Below are 26,836 nucleotides of genomic sequence, written 5' to 3'. Positions count from 1 at the left end.
AAGCACGCGCGTTAGAAGAACTAATCTAAAATCAGACTACAAAATCAGATTACCAAGCGTGCTCTATTTATTTTTATTTTTATTTTGCAATATATTAGTGGTGTGCATTCTGGCTAGCGGTTGCTTGCGACTTTTCAGCGTGCAATTTCCGCGTGCAATCTCTAAACATCTTGCCTTCCTGCAAAAGCGCGCCCAAGAGTCACTTCGTCTGCATACTCAAGGTCTCCACCAACTGGCAATCCGCTTGCAAGCCTAGTCACCTTTATATCAAGCGGCTCAAGCAGTCGTGCTAAATACGTAACTGTTGCTTCGCCTTCTATATTTGGATCTAGCGCTAAAATAACCTCTTTTATTTGCGCGTCTTTTAAGCGCTCAAGTAGTTGCGTTATTTTTAAGTCTGCAGGTCCCACGTTTGCCATTGGATTAATCGCTCCGCCTAAAACGTGGTAAACGCCTGCGTACTCGTGCGTGCGCTCAATGCTCATAATGTCTTTTGGCTCTTCTACAACGCATATTTTTGTGTGATCTCTTCTAGGGTCTAAGCAAACAACGCAAGGGCTTTGTTCGCACATGTTACCGCAAATTTCGCAAAATCGCACGTTTTCTTTTAAGTCGTTAATCGAGTTGATTAGTTCTTGCGCTTGCGCGTTAGAAGACGAAAGTATGTAAAATGCAATTCGTTGTGCGCCTTTTGGGCCGATTCCAGGAAGGCTAGAAAATGCGTCTATAACTCTGCCGATTGCGCCTTCGTACGATGACACATTATGCATTTATTCCTCTTGCTTTCTTTTACGAGCACGCGCGTTTTTAGGATTATTTGGGTCGCTTGCGCCGAATTCTTTTACAGATTTGACTTCAAACATTTTTTCCAAGTCGTCTATGCTCAAATTTGTAGCGGATTCTAAAGACTCGTCTTGCATTGAGCATTCGTCTTCTTGAGCGCCATTTATGCCCTCTGCAGAATGAGTTTGTGCTTGTGACGACTCTTGCGACGACTCTTGCGACGGAGCTTGTTCTTGCAATGATTCTTGCGATTGATAAGATTCTTGCGTTTCTTGCACGTTTTGCGCACTGTTAACTGGCTTTATTGCTTGCTTTTCTTGCTGACTATGCAGTGCTTGCGATTGCTGAGTTTTATCTTGCGACTGCGTTTTATTTTGCGCTCGCGCAGGTGCAATTGCGTCTCCCATTGGAGCGGAAGCCATACTAGCCCAAGCGTCATCTTGTGATGCGTCTAAATGATCATCTAAAGGGTTATCTAAATGATCATCTAAAGAATTATCTAAAGGGTTATCACCGCCTAAAGGGCTATCAGCATTTAACTCGCTTTTCTCGCTTGTGTTTTTGCCAAATCCTTTTACAATTCCAGCTTTGCGCATAAGTAATTCGCGCTTAACTTGCGCAAGCTTTTGCGGATCCATTTTTGCTACAGACTCAACTTTTTGTCCATTTTCCGCAACAGAATCAGGCGCGATTGAAACATCTTTACCAAAAACGTCTTTTACTTTGCTCATAACAACAACTGGCACTTTTTTGCCATCGTAAGGAGCAGTCGTGCAAAGAGCAAGAGCAAAAGCATGCTGACTTATAGGCTCATCAAATGTTAAAACAAGCTTTCTTTTTAGCGGATTGCTTTCGTCTAATCTAACTTTTGGAACGTGATTTCTTTCTACGTATTCGCGAACATCGCTTGGAAGACTTTTAACAAGATTGTTCCAAGCTTCGTCAACGTCTAAAATTTGAGGCGCGCTTGTAGTTGCGCTTGCATTTGCATTTGTGCTAGCGTTTGCGTTTTCTGGCTGTTCTGGCCACTTTGCAGCTGTTTCTGCAGTTTCAATCGCATTTGCCGCAGCCGACCCAATAAAATGCTTTACGTTCGCTTTTGGCGCTTCAACATTTTTTGCATAAACTTGTGTTTGAATGTTTTCGCTCGAATCCGTTCTAGTGCAAAGTAAGCGTGCAACAAGAATTTCAAGATTCATTCTAGGCGAAACAGCATTTGCCATTCCTGAAAAAGCATTATTTACGATTTCTGCCATTCTAGACAAGCTTCGCAAAGTGAGCTGACTTGATTGACGTTGCAAAACTTGCATGTCTTCTGGCGATAAATCCCCAAGCAAGTTTTTAGCACTATCTACTCCAGCAGAAGCCAATAGTAACAAATCGCGCAAGCGACCAAGCAAATCTTCTACAAACTTGCGACTATCGAAGCCTCCAACAATAACCTTTTGCACAGTTTCGTAAAGTTTTGCTCCGTCTTTTTCAATAAGAGCGTCAACAACATCTCCGATTAAGTTAGAAGGCGTAAATCCAAGAAGAGCAACCGCAGAATCTAGCGATATAACGCCATCTACGGAGCCAATCATCAACTGGTCTAGCACAGAAAGAGTATCTCGCATCGATCCGCCGCCTGCTCGCATAGCAAGTCGTAATACGCCTTTTTGCGCGTTAATTCCTTCTTTTTGGCAAATGTTTTCTAAATACGGGCCCATTACTTCTGGTGGCACAAGTCTAAACGGGTAGTGGTGAGTTCTGGAGCGGATTGTTCCAATCACCTTATCTGGCTCAGTTGTAGCAAAAATAAACATAACGTGCTCGGGCGGCTCTTCCACAATCTTAAGCAAAGCGTTAAAGCCTTGAGGAGTTACCATATGAGCTTCGTCTAAAATAAAAATCTTATATCTATCTCTTGCTGGTGCGAATCCTGCGCGCTCGCGTAATTCTCTAGCGTCGTCAACGCCGTTGTGGCTTGCTGCGTCTATTTCTACAACATCTATAGAACCTGGGCCGCCTGTTGCAAGATCTTTACAGCTTTGGCATTTTCCGCACGGCTTAGAAGTTGGCCCTTGTTCACAATTAATGCATCGCGCTAAAATTCGTGCCGAACTTGTTTTTCCACATCCGCGCGGTCCAGAAAACAGATACGCGTGCGTAATTTTGCCTTGATCAAGTGCTCTAATAAGCGGAATCGTAACCTGATTTTGACCAATAACACCTTCAAAAGTGTCTGGTCTATATCTTCGATACAACGCAAGTGCCATAACTATAACCTACCGCCAACTAGATATTAACTTGAATCCGCTTACTGTTTAAGCAAATCATCTGTTCCATTTTAATCATCTAAGTACTAACATGCTAACGATGCGCACTCTACTACATGCTACATTATGGTTCACTCGCTACAATCCACTAAACCCGCTTTAGCGCTTACGGTTATTCTAGAGGCCATTGGAACGTGTAAAGGAACGCTTAATTTTAGCGATATGTCGTTATCTTTTTCCACACAAGACTCGATTTTTGCATTGTTTGCTGTAGCTGTGTTTTGCGCGATTTTGCAAGCGTCTCCGTTCATGTTCTGTATAGCAACCGCTCCCGATATTGCCGATGCATTTGCTAACGCATATGCGCGATGTTTTGAAACAAGAATCGTTCCAATAACCGCACAAAGAACCAGAATAGAGCAGATTGCGGTTACTAATCCTATGCCAAGCATAGTTCCAGATCCGCAATCCGCTCCGTGTAAATGTTTAGCTTTTAAGCATTGCGTTATTAATCGCTTAGCTCTTTTTTGATTCATATTAAAACCTGACTAATGCGCGCTTCTACTTGCATTGGCAAAATCTTCAGCGGGTCTGGCACAACCGGGCAACTAACAACAATATCTGCCATATTTCCAACATATTCGACTTTTACAGAACTATTTTTTCCAGATACTTTATGCACTATATTTTGAGCTTCTTTAGAATCGTGTGTAGATGCAATGTAGTAGGCAACTTGGCCTGCTGCATCGTTGCAATTCATTGTATTTACTACTGATTTGCCTACAAAAATTAACACTATAGCAAGAATCGCAACTGTAGGTAGAATAATCGCAAATTCTGCGGTTACTGCACCTGAATCTTTAACATCTTTAACATCTTTAACATCTTTAACATCTTTAACATCTTTAACATCTTTAACATCTTTAACATCTTTAACATCTTTAACATCTTTAACATCTTTAACATCTTTAACATCTTTAACATCTTTAGCATCTTTAGCATCTTTAGTGAATTTAGTGCTTTTAGTGTGCTTGTAACTATTTATGCTCGTATTTTTTGCATTCCTTTTGTTGAAAATATTCAAAAACGTATAATTCTTCATTTTTCTCATTTCTTTCGCATTAGTGAATCTCCATTATTAGTGTTTATGCTTAGTTCTTTAGCATTCGTTTAATCTTGTTTTAATCTTGTTTAATCTGAATCTTGTTTAATCTCATCGAATCTTGTTAAATATCAACAAGAGCTTCATAATGTTTCACGCAATGTTTCACGCAATGTTTCACGCAGTGCTTAACAACTTATATTCTTCTTTACATTAGCTAACGTGCAAAGCTCTTTTAACAAGTTCGCCAATAGCTTTGTGCACAGCATCCGACTTAGCAATAGCAATAAGAACTGTTGCAAAAGCTGTAGCAGCTATAAGAACAACCGCATATTCTGCAGTAACTGCTCCTTCGTCTAGTTTCTTTAGACTGTTATTCAAGCGGTTTTGCATACTATTGCACGCCTGTTCTGCTTTAATCAATCCTTTGTTTGCGTTTGTTGTAAACTCGCAACAAAGTTTTGAAAATGCTTTAGCAATTGTTTTCATGTTACTTACCTTCCTTTCTTTTATTTATTGTTTATTTTTTATTTATGTACCCAGTTTGGATACAAATTTTTTAAGTGCCATTTTTAAGACTTTTATATGCGACTTTTTATATAAAATCGTTTTCACTGCGATTTTTCACTGCGATTTGCAGCTAGTGCATAAATGATGCAACTGTTGGCAAAATGCCAACAAAAATAAACGCTGGCAAAAAGCACAATCCAACTGGCAAAAGAAGTCGCACAGAAAGTTTCGAACTTTCTTTTTTTGCAACATTCTTCATTGATTGCTCGTAGTTTTGCAAAACGGCGTTAAGTACTGGTACGGGGGAGCTTCCGTAAATCCAAGATTCACGCAAAGAATTTTTTAGCCATGTGCTTAAAATAAAAGATGCGCAAGCGTTCTTATCTTTTTTACTAAAGCAAACATGTGGCTCGCTCCAAGCTTCTCTCCAAGTGCTGCCAGAGATAAGCGCTTTAGAAACGCGACTTAGCCAAATTCCTTTTGATGCAGGCAAAGAACAACCGACTACGTCTAGTGCTCTAGTTATTGCAACACCACTTTTTAGTGCAACTATTATCATTTGCAAACCAAGAATCGGATCTATATCGCTTAGTATGTTTTGTCTAAAGTCGTAAGTGTTTTGCATAAAAACGCTCGGCTTAACAGCGCGCTCATAGAGTGAGCTAGATGCCATTTGCTTAGAAAAAAGTTTGCACAAAATAATTATGTATGCAACTAAAATAAGCCAAATAATAATTGCTCTTAGCATTTATCCTCCTTTACTGCATTAAGTTTTGACTAAAATACTTCTTTGATTACTTCGTAGATTATTTTTGATTGCGTTTTAATTGCCATTAAAAGAAGCGGATTGCATTGCGTTTCTAGAATTTTTAAGAATGCGCGCAACCCAAATAACTCCAACCGCGTAAAATGCCATTCCAACGCTTAAAAGCGTATATCCTTTGTAGCTAGTAAAAATCATTAGTATTGGGTTTGCTCCTAAAAGCTGACCAGTTAAAAGAGACAAAAATGGCAGTGCAATAAGCAACTTAATAGTGGCTTTTGGCATTGCAAAAACTTCCGCGCTTAAATCATCAACCCTTTTGTTTGCATAATAAGAATCCGCAACAGATTGAACGCAATCTGCCATTGGGCAGCCAATCGAATTACTTAATTTGTATACACTCATAAGAGATTGCGCTATTTTACGAATGTCTTTTTGTTTTTTGGCATTTTTATAATTTTTTGTATTCTTTGTATTCTTCGCGTTTTTGAAAGAGCTATCTAAACTAGACGTGATTGTGCTTTCGCTTAGTCTAGAATCAAACCACTGTAATATGGATTCTGCATTTATTTGCTTGTTGTATGCTTTGCGCGCATTGCCATTAGCATTGCAATCTGAGCATACGCCAATAATTGACTCAAACGAAGCTCCCGATTTTAATGATGCAACAAGAGATGCTAGCGACTCTTCAATACTCATGTTAAATCCTTTGTTAGCTTTTATTTTGCTTGTTAGTTTGCTTGTTAGTTTGCTTGTTAGTTTGCTTGTTAGTTTGCCTTATTTTTGCCCGTTTTGCTTTTTGCTTGTTAAGCTCTTAAAACTATTTGCGAATTTAGTGGCAAATGCCATTTAGACGAAAACTCTTTCCATGCTAAAGTGGCCTCTATTTGCGTGTCTTTAACTCTTAAAACAGGAACGCCTTCTAGTGCGCCAGAATCATTAGATCTTAAAACTCCAAGCTCCTTTACAACGCGTATCCCGTTTACGCGCTCAACGTGAATAACAACGTCGAATGCGTCTGCAGCAAGAGCGCAAAGTGCCATTGGCTCCAGCCCTGCGAGCAGACCAAGTGCCATTAATCGCGCTGGAACTTTTTGTACTTTATCTGCGTGCAAAGTCGTCATTCCGCCTTTGTGTCCGCATGTAAAAACGCGCAATAAATCAGCGATTTCTTTGCCTCTGCATTCTCCTAAAATGATTCTGTCTGGTCGCATTCGCAAAGTGGCTTTTACAAGCTCTTGTAAATCAATGCATCCTGCGCCTTCAACGTTTGCTTCTCTTGTTGCTAAAGAAACGTAATCGTTAGAAACACAGCCCAATTCCCTAGTTTCTTCAACAGTAACTATTCTGTCTTTTGGATTACAAGAAGCTAATAGAGCCTTCATAAGTGTTGTTTTTCCCGAACCCGTGCTACCTGTAATCAAAATATTTGCGCGACTCTCAACAAGCAAATAAAGAATCCTAGATAGCTCAATTGGAAACATGCCTTTGCTGCTAAGTTCCGTTAAACAGTAGTGCTTTAGCGCAGGGAAGCGAATCGAAATGGCAGCTCCGCTCAAAACTATTGGTGCAATAAGCGCGTGAATTCGCACACCAAGTGGACTAGAAGCGTCTGCAATTGGGCATGCGTCGTCTAATCGTTTACCCAATTGAGCACAAAGCCAGACGGCATATTCGCGCAAAACACTGGGATTATCAAACGGGATTCTTGGATTGTATTCATTAAGCCCAAGCCCAAAGTCTGCCCAAACTCTTCCCTCACCTGTAACAACAATATCTGTTACATTGGGATTATCTGCAATATCTTGCAAAATTCCAAAATCAATATCTTGTAAAGCCATGCCTACCACCCACTATTTTTGAAAATCTGCCAAATGCGTAAGAAGAATTACTTTGCGTGTTAGATGCCATTAAACCCGATTTACGCGAGTCGCCAAGCAGCCATATGGTGATTTTTTCTACCGCACTTTGCGCGCATTTTGGTATGCTTCTAATCCCATACCCACCAATTATGTCTTCGTACATCTTAGAATCGTGACCAATTGGGCCTTCTACATTGCAAAGTAAATAATCACAAGCTTCTGTAATCTCTACTGGGCAAAATCTGTTAGAAAGTCCGCGTGGATTTAAGCCTGCAACAATATAAGTTAGATTTTCCGCGTAATTTTTATGATCCAACTCTAGGTTTTGCAAATGCGCTCGCAATCGAGCTAAACCTAAAACGCTAAGCTCCGATGCAAAAATTGTTGGAACATTCGCTAGAGTTGGAAGACTTTGTAAAAGCCTTCTTGCCGAAAATCCAGATCCAATATCTACAATCACAACGTCGCAAGCTTTAGCAAGACCTCTAATTGCGGCCTCAATAACCCATGGCTTAGGCTCCTGATTTTTCCAAGGTGAGTAGGCCAGAATATCCACATTGTTCCAATGCAAAAGCTCGCAACGCAAAACGTAACCGTCTAGTCTTCCTAAAGGAGCTTGAACCTCTTGCAATCTTCTGCCTTCGTCTTGCTCCAATCCAAGTAGAACATCTAAACCGCCATTAGAAATATCTGCATCGATTAAAGCTACAACGTATTTTTTACTAGCAATATTGCTTGCAAGAAGTGCAAGAGTAGTGCTTAAGCCAATTCCGCTATTTGCTGCAGAACCAATTACAACATTTTTTGGAAAAGGCTTTAGCGAGTAGTTCAAGCTTCCAGTAGTTTTTTGAGCAACACTATTATTGCGATCGTCTTGAAGAACACGATTGCTTATAACGCCAAAATCTTTGTTAAACGTAGGATTTTCAGCCAGTTCACAACTGCGATTAAAAGATGCAATAACAGTTGAGTCGTTAACATTGTTAGACTGATTAATGGCGTTTTTAAGCGCACTCGCCTGCGGAGGGTATGTGTTAAGTACCCTAGCGGCGCACGAAGGCGCATCGTAATTATCAATACTCATATTGCTCATGCAGCTATTGAATCGCATACAAAATAAATAAGCAATACTTTTGTAAGAATGTGGTTAAAGGCTCAATAAACGTTGCAAATCCGCCAAAAAGTTATCCACATTGCTGTTTTAGCGTATTTTTGTATAAGCGTATAAGCATATTAGCGCACGAGTTTTGGATTGGAAGCCATGTACCTTTCCAGAAGTTCGCCATAGATTGGCTTAGTGTGCAAAATATCGGATACAAGAAGCGCAATAAAAGCAGATGCAGCAACTGGAAGAGTGTGAATCATTGTTCCCGACATTTCTACAGTTAGCAAAATCGAAGTGAGCGGAGCTTTTACAGAAGCCGAAAGCGTGCCAGCCATAACACACACTGTAAAAATTGGCATTAGCTTTGCGTCAATGCCAAGAATCGGAATGCTTATTATTGCGCGCGCAGCAACGCCGCCTGCTAGCGCTCCAACAGCAAGAATTGGCATAAAAATTCCGCCAGGCGCTCCGCACCCAAAGCTTGTAGAAGTAAATAGCATTTTTGCAACAAACAGAATGCACAGAAGCGCTATGCTTGCTTTTCCATATTCAGAGAGCTTAACAAGATTCGAGCCTCCGCCAAGAACTTCTGGCAAATATAAGCCAACAGGAATCGCGATTAAGCATGCTACAGATACGGGAGCCCACTTTGGCAAATACTTATACAGCGTTTGTAATCCAAGCAAGGATCTGTTCATTAAAGAGCCAATAAGTCCCGCAAAAATGCCAAGCGGAATCAGCCAAAAATGAAGCGTCATTGGCAAGTCTGGAATCTTTCCAAAGTCTAAAACAGGCCGAAGTCCAAAGCATGTTTGAGACACAAAGTCCGCGCAAATAGATGCAGCAGCAGCTCCCATAAGAACTGTAGAAGACAATCCGTGTTGAACTTCTTCCATAGCAAACATAAGCCCAGAAAGTGGAGCGCTAAATGCTGCAGATAAGCCAGCTGCAGCTCCAGCGGTTACAACATAGTGTTCTTGCGTATCGTTTTTATTGCCTTTTCTAAAAATGCGAGACATCATTTGCGCGCCGCAAGCTCCGATTTGAATCGAAGGGCCTTCGCGCCCAAGAGATAAGCCAAATAGCGAACCCAACAATCCGCCTACAAATCGAACAGGCAAAATAGTGTTCCAACACATTTTTAGACCGCGCTGAACGTATCCAACAACTTGTGGAATGCCGCTTCCAGACGCCATGCTTTCTTTGCGACTCATCCAGCCAATAAAGAATCCAGCAACAATCGCAAAAATCACGCAAGGCGCAATCCAAAGCATGTTTTGCAGCATTCGCGCATACATCCATCGCGCAAAATCGGTTCCGTACTCAATCCCAAGTCTATAAGTTGCTACAAGCGCTCCCGAAACAAGGCCAACAACTACGCCTGCAAGAACCATCTTCCATCTAAGATGCTTAAGTGTTTTAAGAATGCGATCCGAAAAGTCGCGCAAAAAGTCGCGTATAAAACCGCCTACGTTCTTTAAAGTCACAATAAACCTATTCTTAAATCAAATCGCAAACAAATACACAAAGCATTTTAACATTTTAATAACACAATAAACGTTAATTAATAAAATACATTAATTAATAAATAAAATACGTCAATTAATAAAATTAAAAACTAAGACTTTAGAAGTAAAAACATTACAAAACACGGTCCAGCGTATGCAATAAATGCGCACAAGAATGGCACTATTAGTTCGCTAATAAAAAGACATAGTCCAAGCTTGATTTTCTTTAGCTTAAACAGGCTTACGACTTCTAAGATTGCGGTTGAAAACGTTGAAAATCCGCCTAAAAATCCCAATGCGCACGTGTAGATAATAGTCGAAGCAAAAGTTAAATCGTATATAATCGAAGAACTTAAAAATACAACTAAGCCCATTATAAAAGACGCAAAAGCGTTGATTAGCAAAGTCGCGATTGGAAAATCATGGTTATAAACGCGCCCGATTGCGTCAGATATTGCGCAACGAAGAACGGCGCCAAGTCCCGCAAAAACAAGAGGCAGCCAAAAAAGAACGTATGCGTAAGACATCATTTTGCACCGCCCCTGTTAGCGTCTATTTTATTGATGGCGTTTGCATCACCAGCATTTTTTACGCTGCCATTGCCTTTAAAAGCAAAAATTTTATCTCCAATTAGACTCCCAACAAGCACTGCTAAAACGCCAAGAACCATAGACAACGCCATAATGGCAATTACTTCTACAATGTTCATTGCAGTAAATGCGGAATGCGCGCCCTCAAAGGCAAAAGTAGACATTGTTGAAAGTCCGCCGCAAAATCCTGTGCAAAAGCCGTATTTTATTAAGTCTTTATTTTTGCTGCGCAATCTATTTGCTACAAGCGAACTTACTAAAGCAAGAATAAAACATGCTAAAACGTTAGATAAAAGAGTTGCAAAAGTAAAGCGGCTAAAAAGCATAGAATATCCCGAATCCCAATGCATGCCGTACGTAAAAACGCCTATTTCACTACGCACAAAAGCGCCAAGCAATCCGCCAATAAAAACAACAAAATAGATTTTTAATCCAAGTGTTTTATGCTGGCGCTTTTTAGGCAAGTCTGGGCGATTTTTTCTCGGAACACTCATATTTTTAGCCGCCTTAAATCGCATTTAATATGTATTTAGTCAACTATTTAGTCAGCATTAATAGCATTAATCGATCAGCGAATGAACGCTAATAATGTGATCGCGCTGAGGGCCAGTGCCAATTGCAGAAATGCGGCATCTGGAAAGCTCTTCCAAGCGCTTTACGTAGCTTTGAGTGTTTGCAGGCAAGTCTTCAAACTTGTGCACTTTAGAGATATCTTCGCTCCAGCCTGGAAGCATCTCGTAAATTGGCTTAGCGCTAGCAAACAAAGACTGATCTACTGGCATCTCGTCTACGCGCTCAACGCTTCCGTCAGTTAAAGTTACATCGTAAGCTACGCAAACGGGAATCTCTTTTAAGCCAGTCAAAACATCTAGCTTTGTAAGAACAATATCAGTTAGGCCATTTACGCGAGTAGCATAACGGCTAACAACAGAGTCAAACCATCCGCATCGGCGAGGGCGACCAGTAGTTACGCCATATTCGTGACCCTGCTCGCGTAGCCAATCGCCGCTTTCGTCCAAAAGCTCTGTAGGGAATGGGCCTTCGCCAACGCGCGTAATATAAGCCTTAGCAACGCCGATTACGCGATTAATGCGAGTAGGACCAACACCCGTACCTGTGCAAGCGCCTCCAGCTGTAGGATTAGAAGACGTTACAAATGGGTATGTTCCGTGGTCAACGTCTAGCATAGTTGCCTGGCCGCCTTCAAAAAGCACGGTTTTACCATTTTCCATTGCCTGGTTTAGAACAAGCGAAGTGTCGGCAACGTATGGCTTTAAGCGCTTTCCAAGCTCTACAAGCTGGCTGGTAACGTTATCAATATCAATTGGGTGCTGGTTGTAGAGCTTAACAAGCATTTGATTCTTTTGATGCAAGCTGGCTTCTACTTTATCTCGCAAATGATCCGCGTTAAACAAATCGTGTACGCGAATACCAACGCGATTAATCTTATCGGCATAAGTCGGTCCAATTCCGCGACCCGTTGTGCCAATCTTATGCTTTCCAAGGAATCGCTCCGTAACTTTATCGATTACGCGATGATAAGGCGTAATAACATGCGCAGACTCGCTAACAAGCAACCTCGAGCAATCAACACCACGTGATTCTAGCGCGTCAATCTCTTCAAAAAGAACCTCTGGGTCTATAACAACTCCGTTTCCAATAACAGGAGTTACATTTGGGCTGATTATGCCGCTAGGAAGTAAGTGCAATGCGTAAGATTCGTTTCCTACAACAACAGTGTGGCCAGCATTATTGCCGCCATTAAAACGCGCAACAATATCTACCTTAGAACCAATTAAATCAGTTGCTTTACCTTTGCCTTCGTCACCCCATTGAGCGCCAATAAGCACAATTCCAGGCATGCCGCACCTCCATTTTTTGGGCTAACATTGCCCAAATAAACACAATTCCTACGTGTTAAGACTAGCGCAAAGCCAATACCGAATAATGCTAAATAATGCTGATGCGAGTTAGTTTGCTTGAGCAAATCGAAGCCAGACGCAAGCAATACGAGTACTATCGCGATCAACTCCTAACCTTTAAGTGTGCCTAATGTAGTTATGCACAATTTATGTAAAGCAAACTATAAAAGCGTATTTAGTATTAGAATTTATATAAATTACATTCCTAGTGAGACTCGCCGAAGAGATTGAAGATTGAGGAGGTAAGAAATGTCTGCTAAACTTGCCAGTAATAGCAGCCCCCTAAGCCTACTAACAGTGCTCAAACCTGGGGGTTCTTCTTGTTTTTCAGCTGATTCAAAGCCTCCAAAATCTATTGACGATATGATTCAACTCATGAAAACTCGAGAATTAGTAGTTACAGATGAAAATAATTTAAAAAGTATGCTATATAACTGCAACTACTATAGATTATCTGGGTATTTTCGAGTGTTTCAAGTCGATCCTTCTTCTGGCAATAATCAGTTTAAGCCAGGTAGTAAAGATGTTGATTTTCTTGTGCCGTACAAAATGGATGAAGAATTGCGAACAATTATTCTTAAAGGTACCGCACAAGTAGAGTTAACATTAAGATCTAGATTTGCATATCACGTTGCAAACTCTGGAGGAGCATATACATACCTCAATTCAGATTCATATATTAAAAAGTCTAATATAAGCATAAATAATCTTTTATCTAATATGAATAAATGGCTGGAAAAATCTAACGAAGTTTGTATAAAACATTATAAGAGTAAGAAACAACCTATACCAATATGGGCTGCTGTTGAAGCTTTTCCATTTGATACTATTTCACGAATGATTTCTTTGTATAAAGATACTAATGTGTTGCGAAAACTTTTTGATTCAATGGGGTTAAAAACAGAAATTCGTAAATCTTCTGAATCAATCCATTCAATAGTGTACTTGCGTAATTTGTGTTCTCATCATTGTAGGTTATGGTATAAGGAAACTGTAATATCGACTCCTTCAATTCGTGATGTTAAAAATTCTTCTTTATTAAACGGTTATACAGATAAATCTATTGCTGCAGCATTAGTAAATTTAATGTATTTAGTATCAAAAATAGAAAACAATCATAATTATGAGACTGAAATAAAAGAATTTCTGAATAAAAATGAAGAATATAAAAATGGAATATTTAACCATTTACATTGGAGATAATTTAAATTTGTAGAATATGCAATGCGTTATGCGAGTAAGCAAGAAAGCTGGGTTATAGACACATTTGGACTATAACCCTAATATTTGCGATTACACTATTTTAGAGCTTTTCCAGCAGAGCCTAGCTGCACGCATGCTTCAACAACACGCTGAGCCATTGCTTTTTCTGCTTCTTTGCCCCAAGACCTTGGGTCGTAAAGCTTCTTTGCGCCAACTTCGCCGTCGATTTTAAGAACGGAATCGTAGTTGTGGAACATGTGGTCGGCGATTGCGCGCGTAAAAGCGTATTGCGTATCTGTGTCAATATTCATTTTTACAACGCCATATTTTACAGCTTGCGCAATTTCTTCGGCTGTAGAGCCAGACCCGCCATGGAACACTAGCAAGAATGGTTTTGTTGGCACGCCAAACTTGCGATTACACAAATCAAGCTTGTACTTGTTGTATACAGCGCTTTGAATATTGTCTAGTAATTGCGGCCTAAGCTTAACGACGCCTGGCTTGTAAGCTCCATGAACGTTTCCAAACGTAAAAGCGGCCATGTATTTTGCGCGGTCCTCTAAACCTAATCGCTCAACAACGCGCATAGCATCTTGGGGAGTGGAGTACAGCTTTTCGTCAATATCTGCTCTGTGGCCGTCTTCTTCGCCGCCAACTGCGCCAATTTCAATCTCTAAAATCGTGCGTGCTTTTGCAGACTCTTCCAGTAATTCTTCTGCAATGTCTAGATTGTGCTCAAGCTTAACTGTGGAGCCATCCCACATATGCGACTGAAAAATCGGCTCTTTGCCATTTGCAACTTGATCTGCTTCATAAGCTAAAAGTGGCCTAATCCAATCGTCTAAATAGGCTTCTGCACAATGATCTGTGTGCAATGCAACCGTAATGTTTGGGTATTGTGCAGCAACTTGATGCGCGAATTGCGCAAATGCGATTGATCCAACAACGCGATTATTTACGCACTGGCCAGAAAAATACGCGGATCCGCCAACAGATACTTGAATAATTCCGTCGCTTTGAGCTTCGGCAAATCCTTGTAGTGCTGCGTTTAAGGTCTGTGTGCTAGTAACGTTAATCGCAGGGTAGGCGTATCCACCTTTGCTGGCTGCATCAAGCATTTGTGCGTAACGTTCAACGGTTGCAATAGTCATATTTTTATTATGACTCTAAGCGCGCATATTTTTTATATTTTGCTATATTTTTTACTATTTTTGATTAAATTTGTATTTATTTTTGACTATTTTTGATTTCTTGATGGCGTTTTTTTGCCGCCGCTACTACAAAATGTAGATACTCTAGCGCGATTTCTTCTTTTAATCCAGATTCTTCAGCAATTTTTTTAAGTCGATTCGCCTGGCGATTTTCCCTAGACTTATCTTCTGTAGCAAGATTTGCGCGAGCTTTTATTTCTCCGACTTTTTCCGTAACTTTAAAGCGCTCTGCTAGAAGCGAAACAATTGCATTGTCAATATTGTCAATCGACTGACGCAGCGCAAAAATCTCATTCATTGAATCGTTGCAATCACTATAATCACTGCAATCGTTGCAATGCGATTCATTAAAATGTTCGCGTGCGTCAATCGACTCTTTAGAAAAGTTGAACATGCTATTTTTAGTCAAAATAAGTTTGCAAAACCATTGTTGTTTCTGTGCTAACTGGAACAACACGATGAATTGTGTTGATTAGTTCTTCTAGCTTGCTAGGAGTTGCAACGCGAACAACAAGCATAAAGCTTGGGCTTCCAGTAATCGAATAGCACGCTTCAATGCCGTCAATGTCTTTCAACTTGGTTGGAACGGAAGCTTCTTGCTCAAAATCAAGAGGCGTAACCGCCACGAATGCGCTTACTGGCAAGCCTCTGCGCTCGTAGTCAATCAAAGCGCGATATCCAGTTATGATTCCTTTGCGCTCGAGCTTTTGAACTCTGGATTGCACAGCGGAAACAGACAGTCCAGAAGCTTTAGCTAGCTTGGTTAATGTTGCACGGCCATCGTGCTCAAGAATATCTACAATAATTGCATCCGTAGAATCTATCGGAGCAACTGTGCTCGCGCTGGTTTCTAAGCCAGAAGGAATATTATTTTCAATCCTATGAGAGTTTCCCGTCATGCGATCTCCATCCTCATACAGCGCCACCAAAATCTTTATTTTGCTTTTTCGACTTTAGCTGCGCCCCCTGCAGTCTCTTCAATCGTATCGTATTTTTTAATGAAAAAGAACAAAATTAGATAAAAAATCACGGTTTTTCACATTATTTAACACATGTTTACATATATAAACTTTTGACCATTCCATTTTTTGTATGTTTTTGTATGTTTTATGTATGAGATTATTAAAAATGCCTCCCGATTATTAAATCAAGAGGCATTTAATTTAGATTTTTATTTTATATGTAAATTTTACGCGCAAACTTTACGCGATTGCGCCTGCTCCGCCATTTGTAGAATTGTTGGCTTGCTGAACAATAGCCGCAAGAAAATCGCGATTAGAAGCTGTCTTCTTTAAGCGCGGAACCAAAGTCTGATAAGCCTGTTCTGGCTCTAGTCCGCCGAACAATCGCCTCAAGCGATAAATAATCGGCAACTCTTGAGCAGGAGTAATCAACTCTTCGCGGCGCGTGCCAGAAGAATTAATGTCTACAGCTGGGAACAGTCGCTTATCTGCCAAATCGCGGCTCAAACGAAGCTCCATGTTTCCAGTGCCCTTAAACTCTTCGAAAATAACTTCATCCATCTTTGAACCAGTTTCCACCAAAGCAGAAGAAATAATAGTCAAAGAGCCGCCATTTTCGATGTTTCGTGCTGCGCCAAAGAACTTCTTAGGAGGGTAAAGCGCTTGAGCGTCTACGCCGCCAGAAAGAATACGGCCAGAAGCAGGAGCAGCAATATTGTATGCGCGAGCAAGGCGAGTCATGGAATCAAGAAGAACAACAACATCTTGGCCAAGCTCTACAAGCCTCTTAGCGCGCTCAATCGCAAGCTCTGCAACAGTAGTGTGGTCTGATGCTGGGCGGTCGAATGTAGAAGAAATAACCTCGCCCTGAACAGTGCGCTCCATGTCTGTAACTTCTTCTGGGCGTTCGTCTACAAGAACAACCATCAAATGTACTTCTGGATTGTTAACAGCAATTGCGTTAGCAATATTTTGCAAAGTGATTGTTTTACCAGCCTTAGGAGGCGAAACAATCAAACCACGCTGACCCTTTCCAATAGGCGCCACAAGATCAATGATTCTGCCAAGCATGCGATTTGGCGTAGTCTCTTGCTTTAAGCGTTCATGCGGATACAAAGGTGTGAGCTTAGCAAATTGTGGGCGATTTTGAGACTCTTCTACGCTCATGCCGTTAATGCTGTCAACACTTTGCAAAGGAACGAACTTTTGACGCTGATTCCTGCGATCTCCCTCGCGAGGAGCGCGAATAGAGCCTTGAACCGCATCTCCCTTGCGTAAGCCGTACTTTTTGATTTGGCTCATAGAAACATAAACGTCATTTGGGCCAGGCAAATAGCCAGAAGTACGCACAAATGCGTAAGATTCAAGCACGTCTACAATGCCAGCAACTGGAACAAGCTCTTCTTTTGGCTCTTCGCGACGTGGAGCTTGCTCGTGAATCTCGTGCTCTTCACGAATCTCGGAGCGTTCCGCACGTTCAGTACGTTCCGCTTTAGAATCGTAGTCGTCTCTAGTGCGTCGCGTTCTGCGCTGGAATCTATCAGATCTGTCTGCTTTAGAAGTGTAATCATTTTCTTCGCTAGAGCGAGTAGACATACGCATTCTGCGCGATTCCGAGTTGCGGTTAGCGTTTGGAGCAGAAGACTTTTCGCTTGGCAAAGTGGCAAGAATCTGATCTAAATTAGCATCCACTTCGTCTGTTTTAGCAAAATTACTACCATTATTTTGCTCAGCGTTTACGCTTGCATTTGTACGAGCGTTATCTTCTCTCGTAACATTTGCAGAGCCTTCTTTGCGATATCGATGAGTCTGATTTTCGCGCGCAAAATTGCGATTACGCGTCCCACTATTTGCATCGCTTGAATCAGAAGAATCATTAAAATCGCGATTCGTGTCAATGCTCGAGCGGAGTTCAAAAGAAGATGAATTGTTTTGCGTTTCGTCGTCGCTTTGAGAAACACGATTTATTCGTAAAGTGCTTTTAGGAACATGAACGCTAACACCAGCTGGAGCATCCCCACCATTGCGCGCAGCAGTTAGCGTAGCAACCAAATCTGGCTTGCGCATTGTAGACGTACCGCGTAGACCCATTTGCTTCGCAAGATCCTTAAGCTCCGAAAGCTTCATATCATCAAGATTTTGGCTTGTTGCCACAGTTATGCCTTTCCCTAACTCCAAGATAGATTGCTTGGAGCTTTACGTGGAAGATTACGGAAAATCCGTTGTGAATATAACGACAAACACATATCAATGTGTATTAGTCGCTGATAAATGTATGCTACTACACTCGTAAGACTCACAACAACACGCGCGGCAGGGTATGCACTATATGTGCGATATACGCGAATACGCTACAGACGCTACTTCTTTTCGTGATACGATTTTTCGGTATTAACAGACCAAACGTTATCTTTAGACTTCTTACCACTATTGATGTTTTGAACAGCTTCGATAGCAGTTGCCATTGAGTGATCCTGGTTATTGTAGCGATGCTGGCCATTTCTACCAACACAATACAAGTTGCCAAAACCGTCTAAGTACTTAACAAGATCAGGCATTTGAGCGTAAGTATCAAAGTAAGCAGGGTAGGCCTTTGGAACGCGTTCGCGATGAGCATCTAAAACGTCGTCTTCGCTGTCAATAACTTGCATGCGAATCAACTCGTCAATTGCGTTTTTGCGAGCTTCTTCGTCGCTCATATTCCAAAAATCGTCGCCTTCGCTGCAGAAGTATTCAAGGCCAATCCAAACGGTATTATCAACATCTTTAACAAGGTATGGGCTCCAGTTGTTAAAGATTTGCAAGCGTCCGACCTTGTAGCCAGGGTCTTGAACGTAAATCCAGCAATCTGGCACAATAGGAGGGTTGCCAAGCGTTGGAATATCTGTAGTGTTGCGCAAACGCATGCGCTTAACAAGCAAGCCAACAGTTACAAAATCGCGGTAAGGCAAGCCTGCTGCAACTTTTTGCAAGTCTTGTGGAACTTCTGCATTTGCATCGCCATTCGCGCCTTGCTCAATAGATGCAACCAAATCTTTAATTGGCATAGACGAAATAAACTGATCTGCACGAAGCTCACTGCGTTCGCCATTTTGATTTTCAACAACAACACTGCAAATCTTGCCATCCGCTTGCTTTACGGCAACAACTTTAGATCCTGTTAAAACAGTGGCTCCATTTTCGCGGCAGCGGCGTTCAACGGTCTCCCAAAGCTGACCTGGACCAAGCTTAGGATACCAAAATTCTTCAATTAAAGAAGTCTCAACTTCTTTCTGACTTGCATTATTCTTAGGCATAAGCTTAGAAATAGCGTTCTTCAAAACTTCAACAATGCTCAAGCCTTTAACGCGCTGAGCGCCCCAATCGGCAGAAATCTGGCTTGGATGCCTTCCCCAAAGCTTCTCGGTGTAGCCCTCAAAGAACATGGAATACAACTTTTTGCCAAAGCGATTAATGTAGAAGTTTTCGAGGTTTGTTTCTGGCAACTTGTGAATCATGGACCAAAGGTAGCTAAAACCAACCTTCATTGTTAGCACAAAGCCCATAGATCGCAAGGTGGATGCCGAAAGAGAAATAGGGTAGTCGAAGAAATGATGATTCCAGAAGATTCTAGAAACACGATGACGCTTAAGCATAACTTCATCTTCGATTTCTGGGTCTGGGCCTCCAGCCTCTAAATCGTGATGCCTGCCAAGCTTCTTATCGTCGTAAGAAGGAGCGCCCTGAAGAGGTAACATATCTCGCCACCATTGCATAATGCGATCGTCTTTAGAGAAGAATCGGTGTCCGCCAATATCCATGCGGTTTCCGTTGTATTTTACGGTGCGAGAAATGCCACCAAACTCGCTGGTTGCCTCAAGAACAGTCACATCGTAGCGGCTAGAGCCGCCATCTTTTACAAGCTCCCAAGCTGCCGTCAACCCTGCCGGACCGCCACCAATAATCACTACAGATTGTTTCTGGGATTGTGTATCAGCCAATTTTCCTCCATAACTAAAAACCGCTTTATAAAGTCAAAAACGCAAAATTGCAAGCACGTATCTGTATTAAAATCTAAACGTAGCTTTACTAGCATACTCTTATCACGCGATAGATTCTGGAATATCGATATCCGTTTTTTGAACTTCCTCCACGTTTACGTCTTTGAAAGTAACGATTCTAACGTTTTTTACAAATCGCGAAGGTCGGTAAACATCCCACACCCAAGCGTCTGTTAATTGAACGTCAAAGTACACGTCTTGACCTGCGGAGCGCACGTTAAAATCAACCTTATTTGCCAAGTAAAATCGGCGCTCTGTTTCTACAACGTACGTAAAAAGCTTAATAACGTCACGATATTCCTTGTATAACGCAAGTTCGGCGTCTGTTTCGTAATTGTCGAGGTCTTCGGCGCTCATTGCTTCCCTTCCGTTGGCGTGATTTGCGTATTTGATGCAGCTTTATTCGCTGCGTCGTCTTCTTGAGCACGCTTGCGGCCTCGTCCTATAATACGCCACCATGCGCGCTTAGAGGAATCGCCTGTCTGCTTAACACTAGACTCGGCTTGTTCGGTTGCTTGCGACTTGCGCGAATCGCCATTTTTAACTGGGATTGCAATCGAATGTTCGTGCGCGCTTAAAGCCTCGCAAACTCCAGGATTATCTTCAATAACGTGTAGTCCAAAAGCGTCTAGCGAGCGAATCGCATCGTACTCGTCTACAAGAGTGTCCATTACAACAAAATCTTGATACTTTTGGCTTTGAGAATCCCAAAGTGCATCGCGAGCTGTTCCCGTTTTCATAAAGCCAAGCGACTGGTACACGGAAAGCGAGCGCGTGTTTGTTGCAGGAACGCCAACCCAAATTCTGTGCAAAGCAAGGCCAACCTCGCTTGGTGCAAAACCGTAAGTCATAACTCTAGGCATTGCGTCTCTAGAATATCCACGACCCCTATAATCGCGTCCTAGAATCACTTGAATCCTAGCGGATTTAGACCAACCGTCAATGTCAATCAAAAATATCATTCCAATAATATTTCCATTGATGTTTTCGGAGTCATCAATAAAATCTGGCACAATTGACCATGCGATTGTTGGGCGCGATTGAGCGTCGCCAGAGGCGGCATCATGATTAGATTTTGCTTCATTGATTCCAGCCGAAGACCATTGCACAGAACGATTTACCCAAGCGCGAACCATCGCGCGCTCCGATTGCGAATCTTTGCCTGTTATAACGGCAGCTCCATCAAAAGCATGCAATGCGTCCATTTGCACCAAATCTTCGATTGTTGCTGGCCTAAGACGCGCCATTTCGCCGCGGATTGGTGGAATCGTAATATTTTCTGGCAACTCGCGGTGGCTTGTAGAATCAGCATTGAATCCTTGCATATTCACCTTTTTCATACAATCGACTTACGTGTTACAAAGCTTACAAAAAGCGTTACAAGAGCAGTAAAAAAACCGCGTTATAAAATCGCACTTTTTGCACCCTATACAATGCTATAAAATACAAAGTTAAAACGCAAAGTATAAAGCGCAAAAAGTGCAAAGTAAAAGCTAATCTAAACTAGCCTTTGATTTTTGCCATTACAATCTTAGTAACGGCCTTAGCGTCTGCCTGACCCTTAGTCGCACGCATAACGGCGCCAATAATCGCGCCCATCGGCTTCATATTTCCAGACTTAAGCTTTTCGGCAACCTCTGGGTCGGCTGCAAGAGCAGCGTCAACAGCGGCTTCCAAAGCGCCATCGTCGTTCATAACCTTAAATCCGTGCTTATTAACAACTTCATCAGGCGTGCCTTCGCCAGCCAAAACGCATGCAACAGTTTGCTTAGCGAGCTTATCGTTAAGCAAACCGTCTGCAATTAGCTTTTCAACTTGCGCCACATCTTGCGGAGTAATAGGCAATTCTTCCAAAGTTACGCCACGAGTGTTTGCTTCGCGAGCAAGCTCACCAAGCCACCACTTTTTAGCACCAGCTGCAGTTGCGCCAGCCTTAACGGTTTCTTCAACCAAATCAAGAGCATCCGCGTTAAGAATATCGCGCATTTCAAGATCGCTAATACCCCATTCGCTTTGCAAGCGGTTGCGGCGCTCGCGAGGCATTTCTGGCATTTCGGCCTTCATGCGCTCAATATGCTCCTTAGTGATGTGAAGCATAACCAAATCTGGGTCTGGGAAGTAGCGATAATCGTCGGCGTCGGACTTTACGCGGCCGCCAGCAGTGGTCTGAGTTGCTTCATCCCAGTGACGAGTCTCCTGCAAAATCTCGCCGCCTTCGCTCAAAATAGCAGCCTGGCGACGAATCTCATATTGGAGCGTCCTTTCAATACCGCGGAATGTGTTCACATTCTTAGTTTCCGAGCGCGTACCGAATGGATCGGTTGGCTTTCTACGAAGCGAAACGTTTACGTCAGCACGCATATTGCCCTGCTCCATGCGAGCGTGGGAGATGTTAAGCGCGCGAACAATATCGCGAATAGCACGCATATAAGCACCAGCAATTTCTGGAGCGCGGCTACCAGCACCTTCGATTGGCTTAGTTACAATCTCGATCAAAGGCACGCCTGCGCGATTGTAATCAACCAAAGAATGATTTGCGCCTTCGATTCGGCCATCTGCGCCGCCAACGTGAGTATTCTTACCAGCATCATCCTCAATGTGAGCGCGCTCAATCGGCACGCGGAACACAGTGCCATCTTCCAGCTCAACATCCAAGTAGCCATTGCCATTAGTAGGCTTATCGTACTGGGAAATCTGGTAGTCGCGAGGCATATCTGGGTAGAAGTAGTTTTTACGAGCGAACTGGCTCCACTCAGCAATCTCGCAATGCAATGCCAAACCAAGCTTAATCGCGTAATCAACTGCAGTCTTGTTTACAACTGGCAAAGAGCCTGGCAAACCAAGGCTTACAGGAGTTAGCTGAGTATTTGGCTCGCCACCAAAAGATACTTCTGCTGGGCAAAACAGCTTTGTGCGCGTGCTAAGCTCAACGTGAGTTTCCAAGCCGAAAACTGGGTCAAACTGCTCCACAGCATCGGCGTATTTCATAAGTTTTTCAGCCATGAGAATCCTTCTTATTTAAGCTTTATTTCACTTTACTTAGCCAATGAATCGAGCCAACCAGCTTTAAGCGACTTCCAGATTGGGCCGCTCCACTTTTCTTCGAGCGCTGCTTCCAACGCTGCTGCAGGCTTGTACATCTTTTCATCATGGCATTGCGGAGCAATAATCTGAATGCCAACAGGCAGGCCATCGTCGCTTAAGCCAGCTGGGAGGCTCAAAGCTGGAACGCCAGCCATGTTTGCAGGAATCGTAGCAATATCGTTCATGTACATGGAAAGTGGATCGTTCATCTTCTCGCCAAACTTAAATGCCGTTGTAGGGCTTGTTGGAGAGACTAGAACATCTACCTTATTAAACGCTTCTTCAAAGTCGCGAATAATAAGCGTACGAACTTTTTGTGCAGAGCCATACCAAGCGTCGTAGTAGCCAGCGGAAAGTGCGTAAGTGCCGAGAATAATACGACGCTTTACTTCGTCGCCAAAGCCAGCTTCGCGAGTTGCAGCCATCATGTTTGCAGCAGTTTGAGGCTTATCTGCTGGCGGCATTACGCGCAAACCGTAGCGCATTCCGTCGTAGCGAGCCAAGTTGGAGCTAACTTCGGAAGGCATGATTATGTAGTATGCAGCCAGCGAGTAAGGGAAGTGAGGGCAGGAGACTTCTGTTACTTCTGCGCCCATATCTTTAAGCAATTGCACAGCCTCATTAAAGCGTGCTTCAACGCCTGGCTGGAAGCCTTCGCCGCTAAGCTCCTTAACAAGACCAACTTTTACGCCCTTCAAATCGCGGCGAGCGCCCTCACGAGCAGCTTGAGCCATTGGAGGAACAGGAGCTGGAATCGAAGTGGAATCGCGCTTATCGTTGCCGCCAATGATTTCCTGCAAAAGTGCAGAGTCAAGAACGGTACGAGAAACAGGACCAATCTGATCCAAGGAGCTTGCCATAGCGATTGCACCAAAACGGCTAACACTGCCATAAGTTGGCTTTGCGCCGACTGTACCAGTTAAAGCGCCTGGCTGACGAATGGAGCCGCCAGTATCTGTACCCAAAGCAATAGGAGCCTCGAATGCAGCAACTGCAGCTGCAGAACCGCCGCCAGAACCGCCAGGAACGCGCTCGGTATCCCAAGGGTTGCAAGTAGTTTGATAAGCAGAATGCTCGGTAGAAGAACCTTGAGCAAACTCATCCAAATTAGTCTTGCCAAGAATTGGCATGCCAGCTGCCTTGAGCTTTTCAATAACGGTAGCATCGTAAGGTGGAACCCAGCCTTCAAGAATCTTAGATGCTGCAGTAGTAGGAATGCCCTTAGTAACAATCATGTCTTTAATGGCAATTGGAACGCCTGCAAGCTCAGGTAAGCCTTCGGATTCGCCATTAGCATTCTTTTTATCAAAAGCGTCTGCTTGTTCAAGTGCAACATCTGCAGAAACGTGCAAGAATGCTTTGATTTCTGGTTCGGCTGCTTCGATTACTGCCAAGTGAGCTTCAACAAGCTCACGGCTAGAAACTTCCTTAGCTTTTACAGCTTTTGCCATATCGGCAGCAGAAAGCTTTACTAAATCTTGAGTATTAGTCATGTTTATTCCTCCCCCAAAATTCGAGGTGCTACAAACATGCCAGACTCGCTTCTAGGAGCGCCAGAAAGCGCTTCTTCTTGAGTCAATGGCGTAGCAGGCTCGTCTGGGCGCAAATACGCTTCAAGAGGTACTGGATTTGCAGTAGGTGGCACATCTTCGCCAGCAACTTCCTGCACTTTGTTAATAGATTCTGCAATGACGTTTAATTCGCCTTGCAAGCGACTGATTTCTTCGTCGCTAAGCGCAATCTGGGATAGAACGCCCAGATGCTCAATTTCTTCGCGTGTGAATGTTGGCATAACCTCAACTATATGTGTGATGCGTGACCTTCTTATAGAAGAAAAAGCAATATTAATAAAAGATTTACACACGTTACTGCAGGAATATTTTCCCAATTTTAGAACATGATTGTCGATCCATATTTTCTAGGGAAAATTATGTGTAATATTAAAAAAATTTTATTAGTGAGACAATAAGCGAAATAACAATTATTATCACATACAGTTTTCATAAAATTAACGAGTATAAAATAGTGAAGACGAGGGTCTATGCATGTCAACACGCCATGAAATGGAAATAATTCAATAAAAGAATGTTGGCATTCCAACCTTCTTCATACGTTTATTTGCAGAATAAAAAAATTTGTTTTATTTCACTATCCCAGAAATAAAAAAGCATGTAATAATTAAATGCTATGAGATATTAAGCTAATGCAGCGAAGCATTCCATGCATAGAAGCAAATAAGTTACGGTATCTCATAAAAAATAACATAAAATATAAAATTGAAGGACACATATGAATAACACAAAGTTCTACCGTAATGCAGCAATGTTGCTCCTCGCGGGCGCAACTATTATTCCACAATGCTTAGCAGCACCAGCAATGGCCGCTCCTGCAGCTAAGGATTCTGAGCCAACCGCATCTTGCGCAGCCAAGAAGGACTCGTTGAATAATTATTTGTGGGATTTGCAATACGATAAAACAAACATTCTCGCCCGTCATGGCGAAACCATTGACAACAAATTCTCTAGCGATAGCTTCAACAAGGGCGATGAATTCGTTGTTGTTGAGCATCAGAAGAAGAACATCACAAATACAACTTCAAACTTGTCGGTTACTTCCGCCAACGATGATCGCGTATACCCAGGTGCTCTTTTCCGCGCTGACCAGAATTTGATGGACAATATGCCAAGCCTGATTTCCGCAAACCGCGCTCCAATCACGTTGAGCGTTGATTTGCCAGGCTTCCACGGCGGCGAAAGTGCTGTAACTGTTCAGCGCCCAACCAAGAGCTCTGTAACTTCCGCAGTGAACGGCTTAGTTTCCAAGTGGAATGCACAGTACGCTGCAAGCCATCATGTTGCAGCTCGCATGCAGTACGATTCTGCAAGCGCACAAAGCATGAACCAGCTCAAGGCAAAGTTTGGTGCTGATTTCGCCAAGATTGGCGTTCCGCTGAAGATTGATTTCGACGCTGTGCACAAGGGCGAAAAGCAGACTCAAATTGTGAACTTCAAGCAGACCTACTACACCGTAAGTGTTGATGCTCCAGATAGCCCAGCTGACTTCTTCGCACCATGCACTACGCCAGAAAGCTTGAAGAGCCGCGGAGTAGACAGCAAGCGTCCGCCAGTATATGTGTCCAACGTAGCTTACGGCCGTTCAATGTACGTAAAGTTCGACACCCGCAGCAAGAGCACCGATTTCCAGGCTGCTGTTGAAGCTGCAATCAAGGGTGTTGAAATCAAGCCAAATACCGAGTTCCACCGCATTTTGCAGAACACTTCTGTAACTGCTGTAATTCTCGGCGGCAGCGCAAACGGTGCAGCCAAGGTTATTACCGGCAACGTCGACACGTTGAAGGCTTTGATTCAAGAAGGCGCAAATTTGAGCACCTCCAGCCCAGCAGTTCCAATTGCTTACACCACTTCCTTCGTCAAGGATAACGAAGTAGCAACTTTGCAAACCAATAGCGATTACGTTGAAACCAAGGTTTCTTCCTACCGCGACGGCTACTTGACTTTGGATCACCGTGGAGCTTACGTAGCTCGCTACTACATCTACTGGGATGAGTACGGCACCGAAATTGACGGCACTCCTTACGTGCGTTCTCGCGCTTGGGAAGGCAATGGCAAGTATCGTACAGCTCACTTCAACACCACTATTCAGTTCAAAGGAAATGTACACAATCTACGAATCAAGCTGGTTGAAAAGACTGGCTTAGTTTGGGAACCATGGCGTACAGTATATGACCGTTCCGATTTGCCACTGGTTCGCCAGCGCACAATCAAGAACTGGGGCACCACCTTGTGGCCACGAGTTGCTGAAACTGTGAAGAACGACTGATACTTATCACAATTTCAAAAAATAACTTAATAAAGATAATTTAATAAATAATAAATTAAATATAAGTGAATACAATTAAGGGCTTTATCTTGT

At 42.6% G+C, this 26,836-nt stretch carries 25 protein-coding genes; 2 read left to right on the top strand and 23 right to left on the bottom strand.

Going from position 1 to position 26,836, the window contains the following annotated elements:
- Positions 1-161: 161 nt before the first annotated feature.
- From recR to NYP55_RS04335, 13 genes are all read right to left on the bottom strand, one after another.
- On the bottom strand, positions 162-770 hold the full coding sequence (gene recR, locus NYP55_RS04395; protein WP_472781609.1) for a recombination mediator RecR: 609 nt from the start codon (positions 768-770) through the stop codon (positions 162-164).
- Complete coding sequence (locus NYP55_RS04390; protein WP_020757977.1) at positions 771-3,041, bottom strand: DNA polymerase III subunit gamma and tau; 2,271 nt, start codon at positions 3,039-3,041, stop codon at positions 771-773. It abuts the gene before it with no gap.
- A 131-nt stretch (positions 3,042-3,172) separates the two neighbouring features.
- Positions 3,173-3,577: an Rv3654c family TadE-like protein gene (locus NYP55_RS04385; RefSeq protein ID WP_018632981.1), complete on the bottom strand. Its 405-nt coding sequence runs from the start codon at positions 3,575-3,577 to the stop codon at positions 3,173-3,175.
- Positions 3,574-4,152 (bottom strand): TadE family protein, encoded by a 579-nt coding sequence (locus NYP55_RS04380; RefSeq protein ID WP_472781608.1) that lies wholly within the window; start codon positions 4,150-4,152, stop codon positions 3,574-3,576. The genes NYP55_RS04385 and NYP55_RS04380 overlap by 4 nt, the downstream gene beginning before the upstream one ends.
- 204 nt (positions 4,153-4,356) lie before the next feature.
- Positions 4,357-4,632, bottom strand: a complete 276-nt coding sequence (locus tag NYP55_RS04375) for a DUF4244 domain-containing protein (RefSeq protein ID WP_004132315.1) — start codon at positions 4,630-4,632, stop codon at positions 4,357-4,359.
- A gap of 151 nt (positions 4,633-4,783) precedes the next feature.
- Entirely contained in the window at positions 4,784-5,401 is a 618-nt protein-coding gene (locus NYP55_RS04370; RefSeq protein ID WP_472781607.1) for a type II secretion system F family protein, read from the bottom strand.
- Between the two features lie 75 nt (positions 5,402-5,476).
- Positions 5,477-6,115 (bottom strand): type II secretion system F family protein, encoded by a 639-nt coding sequence (locus tag NYP55_RS04365; RefSeq protein ID WP_016795458.1) that lies wholly within the window; start codon positions 6,113-6,115, stop codon positions 5,477-5,479.
- Positions 6,116-6,222: 107 nt separating this feature from the next.
- The gene (locus NYP55_RS04360) at positions 6,223-7,257 is read right to left on the bottom strand and encodes a CpaF family protein (protein ID WP_020757980.1); all 1,035 of its coding nucleotides are present in this window, start codon (positions 7,255-7,257) and stop codon (positions 6,223-6,225) included.
- A complete protein-coding gene (locus tag NYP55_RS04355; protein ID WP_020757981.1) occupies positions 7,238-8,371 on the bottom strand; it encodes a CpaE/TadZ family protein in 1,134 nt (377 codons plus the stop codon). Before NYP55_RS04355 ends, NYP55_RS04360 begins: the two co-directional genes overlap by 20 nt.
- A gap of 140 nt (positions 8,372-8,511) precedes the next feature.
- Entirely contained in the window at positions 8,512-9,870 is a 1,359-nt protein-coding gene (locus tag NYP55_RS04350; RefSeq protein WP_018632993.1) for a ClC family H(+)/Cl(-) exchange transporter, read from the bottom strand.
- A 131-nt stretch (positions 9,871-10,001) separates the two neighbouring features.
- Positions 10,002-10,421, bottom strand: a complete 420-nt coding sequence (locus NYP55_RS04345) for a fluoride efflux transporter FluC (RefSeq protein WP_018632995.1) — start codon at positions 10,419-10,421, stop codon at positions 10,002-10,004.
- Positions 10,418-10,975 carry a fluoride efflux transporter FluC gene (locus NYP55_RS04340; protein WP_415680882.1) on the bottom strand — a complete coding sequence of 186 codons (558 nt, stop codon included), beginning with the start codon at positions 10,973-10,975 and terminating at the stop codon, positions 10,418-10,420. The genes NYP55_RS04345 and NYP55_RS04340 overlap by 4 nt, the downstream gene beginning before the upstream one ends.
- A 66-nt stretch (positions 10,976-11,041) precedes the next feature.
- Positions 11,042-12,343, bottom strand: a complete 1,302-nt coding sequence (locus NYP55_RS04335; protein ID WP_116689899.1) for an adenylosuccinate synthase — start codon at positions 12,341-12,343, stop codon at positions 11,042-11,044.
- 309 nt (positions 12,344-12,652) lie between these two features.
- Here NYP55_RS04335 and NYP55_RS04330 point away from each other — a divergent pair, with 309 nt between their 5' ends.
- Complete coding sequence (locus tag NYP55_RS04330; protein ID WP_020758905.1) at positions 12,653-13,606, top strand: Abi family protein; 954 nt, start codon at positions 12,653-12,655, stop codon at positions 13,604-13,606.
- A gap of 95 nt (positions 13,607-13,701) precedes the next feature.
- Here NYP55_RS04330 and fbaA read toward each other — a convergent pair whose 3' ends face one another.
- The 10 genes from fbaA to gatC form a co-directional block, all read right to left on the bottom strand.
- Complete coding sequence (gene fbaA / locus NYP55_RS04325) at positions 13,702-14,757, bottom strand: class II fructose-bisphosphate aldolase (protein WP_016636068.1); 1,056 nt, start codon at positions 14,755-14,757, stop codon at positions 13,702-13,704.
- Between the two features lie 76 nt (positions 14,758-14,833).
- Entirely contained in the window at positions 14,834-15,211 is a 378-nt protein-coding gene (locus NYP55_RS04320; protein WP_346284233.1) for a chorismate mutase, read from the bottom strand.
- A gap of 7 nt (positions 15,212-15,218) precedes the next feature.
- On the bottom strand, positions 15,219-15,716 hold the full coding sequence (locus tag NYP55_RS04315; RefSeq protein WP_004132301.1) for an Lrp/AsnC family transcriptional regulator: 498 nt from the start codon (positions 15,714-15,716) through the stop codon (positions 15,219-15,221).
- 303 nt (positions 15,717-16,019) lie between these two features.
- Positions 16,020-17,933 (bottom strand): transcription termination factor Rho, encoded by a 1,914-nt coding sequence (rho, locus tag NYP55_RS04310; RefSeq protein ID WP_346284166.1) that lies wholly within the window; start codon positions 17,931-17,933, stop codon positions 16,020-16,022.
- A gap of 206 nt (positions 17,934-18,139) precedes the next feature.
- Positions 18,140-19,759: an NAD(P)/FAD-dependent oxidoreductase gene (locus NYP55_RS04305; RefSeq protein WP_004132294.1), complete on the bottom strand. Its 1,620-nt coding sequence runs from the start codon at positions 19,757-19,759 to the stop codon at positions 18,140-18,142.
- A gap of 102 nt (positions 19,760-19,861) precedes the next feature.
- Positions 19,862-20,176 (bottom strand): DUF2469 domain-containing protein, encoded by a 315-nt coding sequence (locus NYP55_RS04300; RefSeq protein ID WP_004105898.1) that lies wholly within the window; start codon positions 20,174-20,176, stop codon positions 19,862-19,864.
- Positions 20,173-21,144, bottom strand: coding sequence for a GNAT family N-acetyltransferase (locus tag NYP55_RS04295; protein WP_346284234.1), 972 nt, complete (start codon positions 21,142-21,144; stop codon positions 20,173-20,175). The genes NYP55_RS04300 and NYP55_RS04295 overlap by 4 nt, the downstream gene beginning before the upstream one ends.
- 178 nt (positions 21,145-21,322) lie before the next feature.
- The gene (gene gatB / locus NYP55_RS04290) at positions 21,323-22,822 is read right to left on the bottom strand and encodes an Asp-tRNA(Asn)/Glu-tRNA(Gln) amidotransferase subunit GatB (protein WP_346284167.1); all 1,500 of its coding nucleotides are present in this window, start codon (positions 22,820-22,822) and stop codon (positions 21,323-21,325) included.
- Between the two features lie 32 nt (positions 22,823-22,854).
- A complete protein-coding gene (gatA, locus tag NYP55_RS04285; protein WP_346284168.1) occupies positions 22,855-24,396 on the bottom strand; it encodes an Asp-tRNA(Asn)/Glu-tRNA(Gln) amidotransferase subunit GatA in 1,542 nt (513 codons plus the stop codon).
- A gap of 2 nt (positions 24,397-24,398) precedes the next feature.
- Positions 24,399-24,695 carry an Asp-tRNA(Asn)/Glu-tRNA(Gln) amidotransferase subunit GatC gene (gene gatC, locus NYP55_RS04280; RefSeq protein WP_004114131.1) on the bottom strand — a complete coding sequence of 99 codons (297 nt, stop codon included), beginning with the start codon at positions 24,693-24,695 and terminating at the stop codon, positions 24,399-24,401.
- Between the two features lie 497 nt (positions 24,696-25,192).
- Between gatC and vly the strand changes: the two genes are divergently transcribed.
- Complete coding sequence (gene vly / locus NYP55_RS04275) at positions 25,193-26,743, top strand: cholesterol-dependent cytolysin vaginolysin (RefSeq protein ID WP_020757501.1); 1,551 nt, start codon at positions 25,193-25,195, stop codon at positions 26,741-26,743.
- Positions 26,744-26,836 lie beyond the last annotated feature (93 nt).

The organism is Gardnerella sp. c10Ua_31, from assembly GCF_055700915.1.
Note: the sequence above shows the minus strand (reverse complement) of the source record. Positions and strands in the feature narration are given on the sequence as shown.

Bases quoted from the DNA above. Each gene is read 5' to 3' on its own strand.
- NYP55_RS04345 (WP_018632995.1), bottom strand. From the start codon at position 10,421: ATGATGTCTTACGCATACGTTCTTTTTTGGCTGCCTCTTGTTTTTGCG.
- gatA (WP_346284168.1), bottom strand. From the start codon at position 24,396: ATGACTAATACTCAAGATTTAGTAAAGCTTTCTGCTGCCGATATGGCA.
- gatC (WP_004114131.1), bottom strand. From the start codon at position 24,695: ATGCCAACATTCACACGCGAAGAAATTGAGCATCTGGGCGTTCTATCC.
- fbaA (WP_016636068.1), bottom strand. From the start codon at position 14,757: ATGACTATTGCAACCGTTGAACGTTACGCACAAATGCTTGATGCAGCC.
- recR (WP_472781609.1), bottom strand. From the start codon at position 770: ATGCATAATGTGTCATCGTACGAAGGCGCAATCGGCAGAGTTATAGAC.
- vly (WP_020757501.1), top strand. From the start codon at position 25,193: ATGAATAACACAAAGTTCTACCGTAATGCAGCAATGTTGCTCCTCGCG.
- NYP55_RS04340 (WP_415680882.1), bottom strand. From the start codon at position 10,975: ATGAGTGTTCCGAGAAAAAATCGCCCAGACTTGCCTAAAAAGCGCCAG.
- NYP55_RS04360 (WP_020757980.1), bottom strand. From the start codon at position 7,257: ATGGCTTTACAAGATATTGATTTTGGAATTTTGCAAGATATTGCAGAT.
- NYP55_RS04320 (WP_346284233.1), bottom strand. From the start codon at position 15,211: ATGTTCAACTTTTCTAAAGAGTCGATTGACGCACGCGAACATTTTAAT.
- NYP55_RS04365 (WP_016795458.1), bottom strand. From the start codon at position 6,115: ATGAGTATTGAAGAGTCGCTAGCATCTCTTGTTGCATCATTAAAATCG.
- NYP55_RS04335 (WP_116689899.1), bottom strand. From the start codon at position 12,343: ATGCCTGGAATTGTGCTTATTGGCGCTCAATGGGGTGACGAAGGCAAA.
- NYP55_RS04295 (WP_346284234.1), bottom strand. From the start codon at position 21,144: ATGCAAGGATTCAATGCTGATTCTACAAGCCACCGCGAGTTGCCAGAA.
- NYP55_RS04355 (WP_020757981.1), bottom strand. From the start codon at position 8,371: ATGAGCAATATGAGTATTGATAATTACGATGCGCCTTCGTGCGCCGCT.
- NYP55_RS04385 (WP_018632981.1), bottom strand. From the start codon at position 3,577: ATGAATCAAAAAAGAGCTAAGCGATTAATAACGCAATGCTTAAAAGCT.
- NYP55_RS04380 (WP_472781608.1), bottom strand. From the start codon at position 4,152: ATGAGAAAAATGAAGAATTATACGTTTTTGAATATTTTCAACAAAAGG.
- NYP55_RS04300 (WP_004105898.1), bottom strand. From the start codon at position 20,176: ATGAGCGCCGAAGACCTCGACAATTACGAAACAGACGCCGAACTTGCG.
- NYP55_RS04370 (WP_472781607.1), bottom strand. From the start codon at position 5,401: ATGCTAAGAGCAATTATTATTTGGCTTATTTTAGTTGCATACATAATT.
- NYP55_RS04315 (WP_004132301.1), bottom strand. From the start codon at position 15,716: ATGACGGGAAACTCTCATAGGATTGAAAATAATATTCCTTCTGGCTTA.
- NYP55_RS04390 (WP_020757977.1), bottom strand. From the start codon at position 3,041: ATGGCACTTGCGTTGTATCGAAGATATAGACCAGACACTTTTGAAGGT.
- NYP55_RS04330 (WP_020758905.1), top strand. From the start codon at position 12,653: ATGTCTGCTAAACTTGCCAGTAATAGCAGCCCCCTAAGCCTACTAACA.
- NYP55_RS04375 (WP_004132315.1), bottom strand. From the start codon at position 4,632: ATGAAAACAATTGCTAAAGCATTTTCAAAACTTTGTTGCGAGTTTACA.
- gatB (WP_346284167.1), bottom strand. From the start codon at position 22,822: ATGGCTGAAAAACTTATGAAATACGCCGATGCTGTGGAGCAGTTTGAC.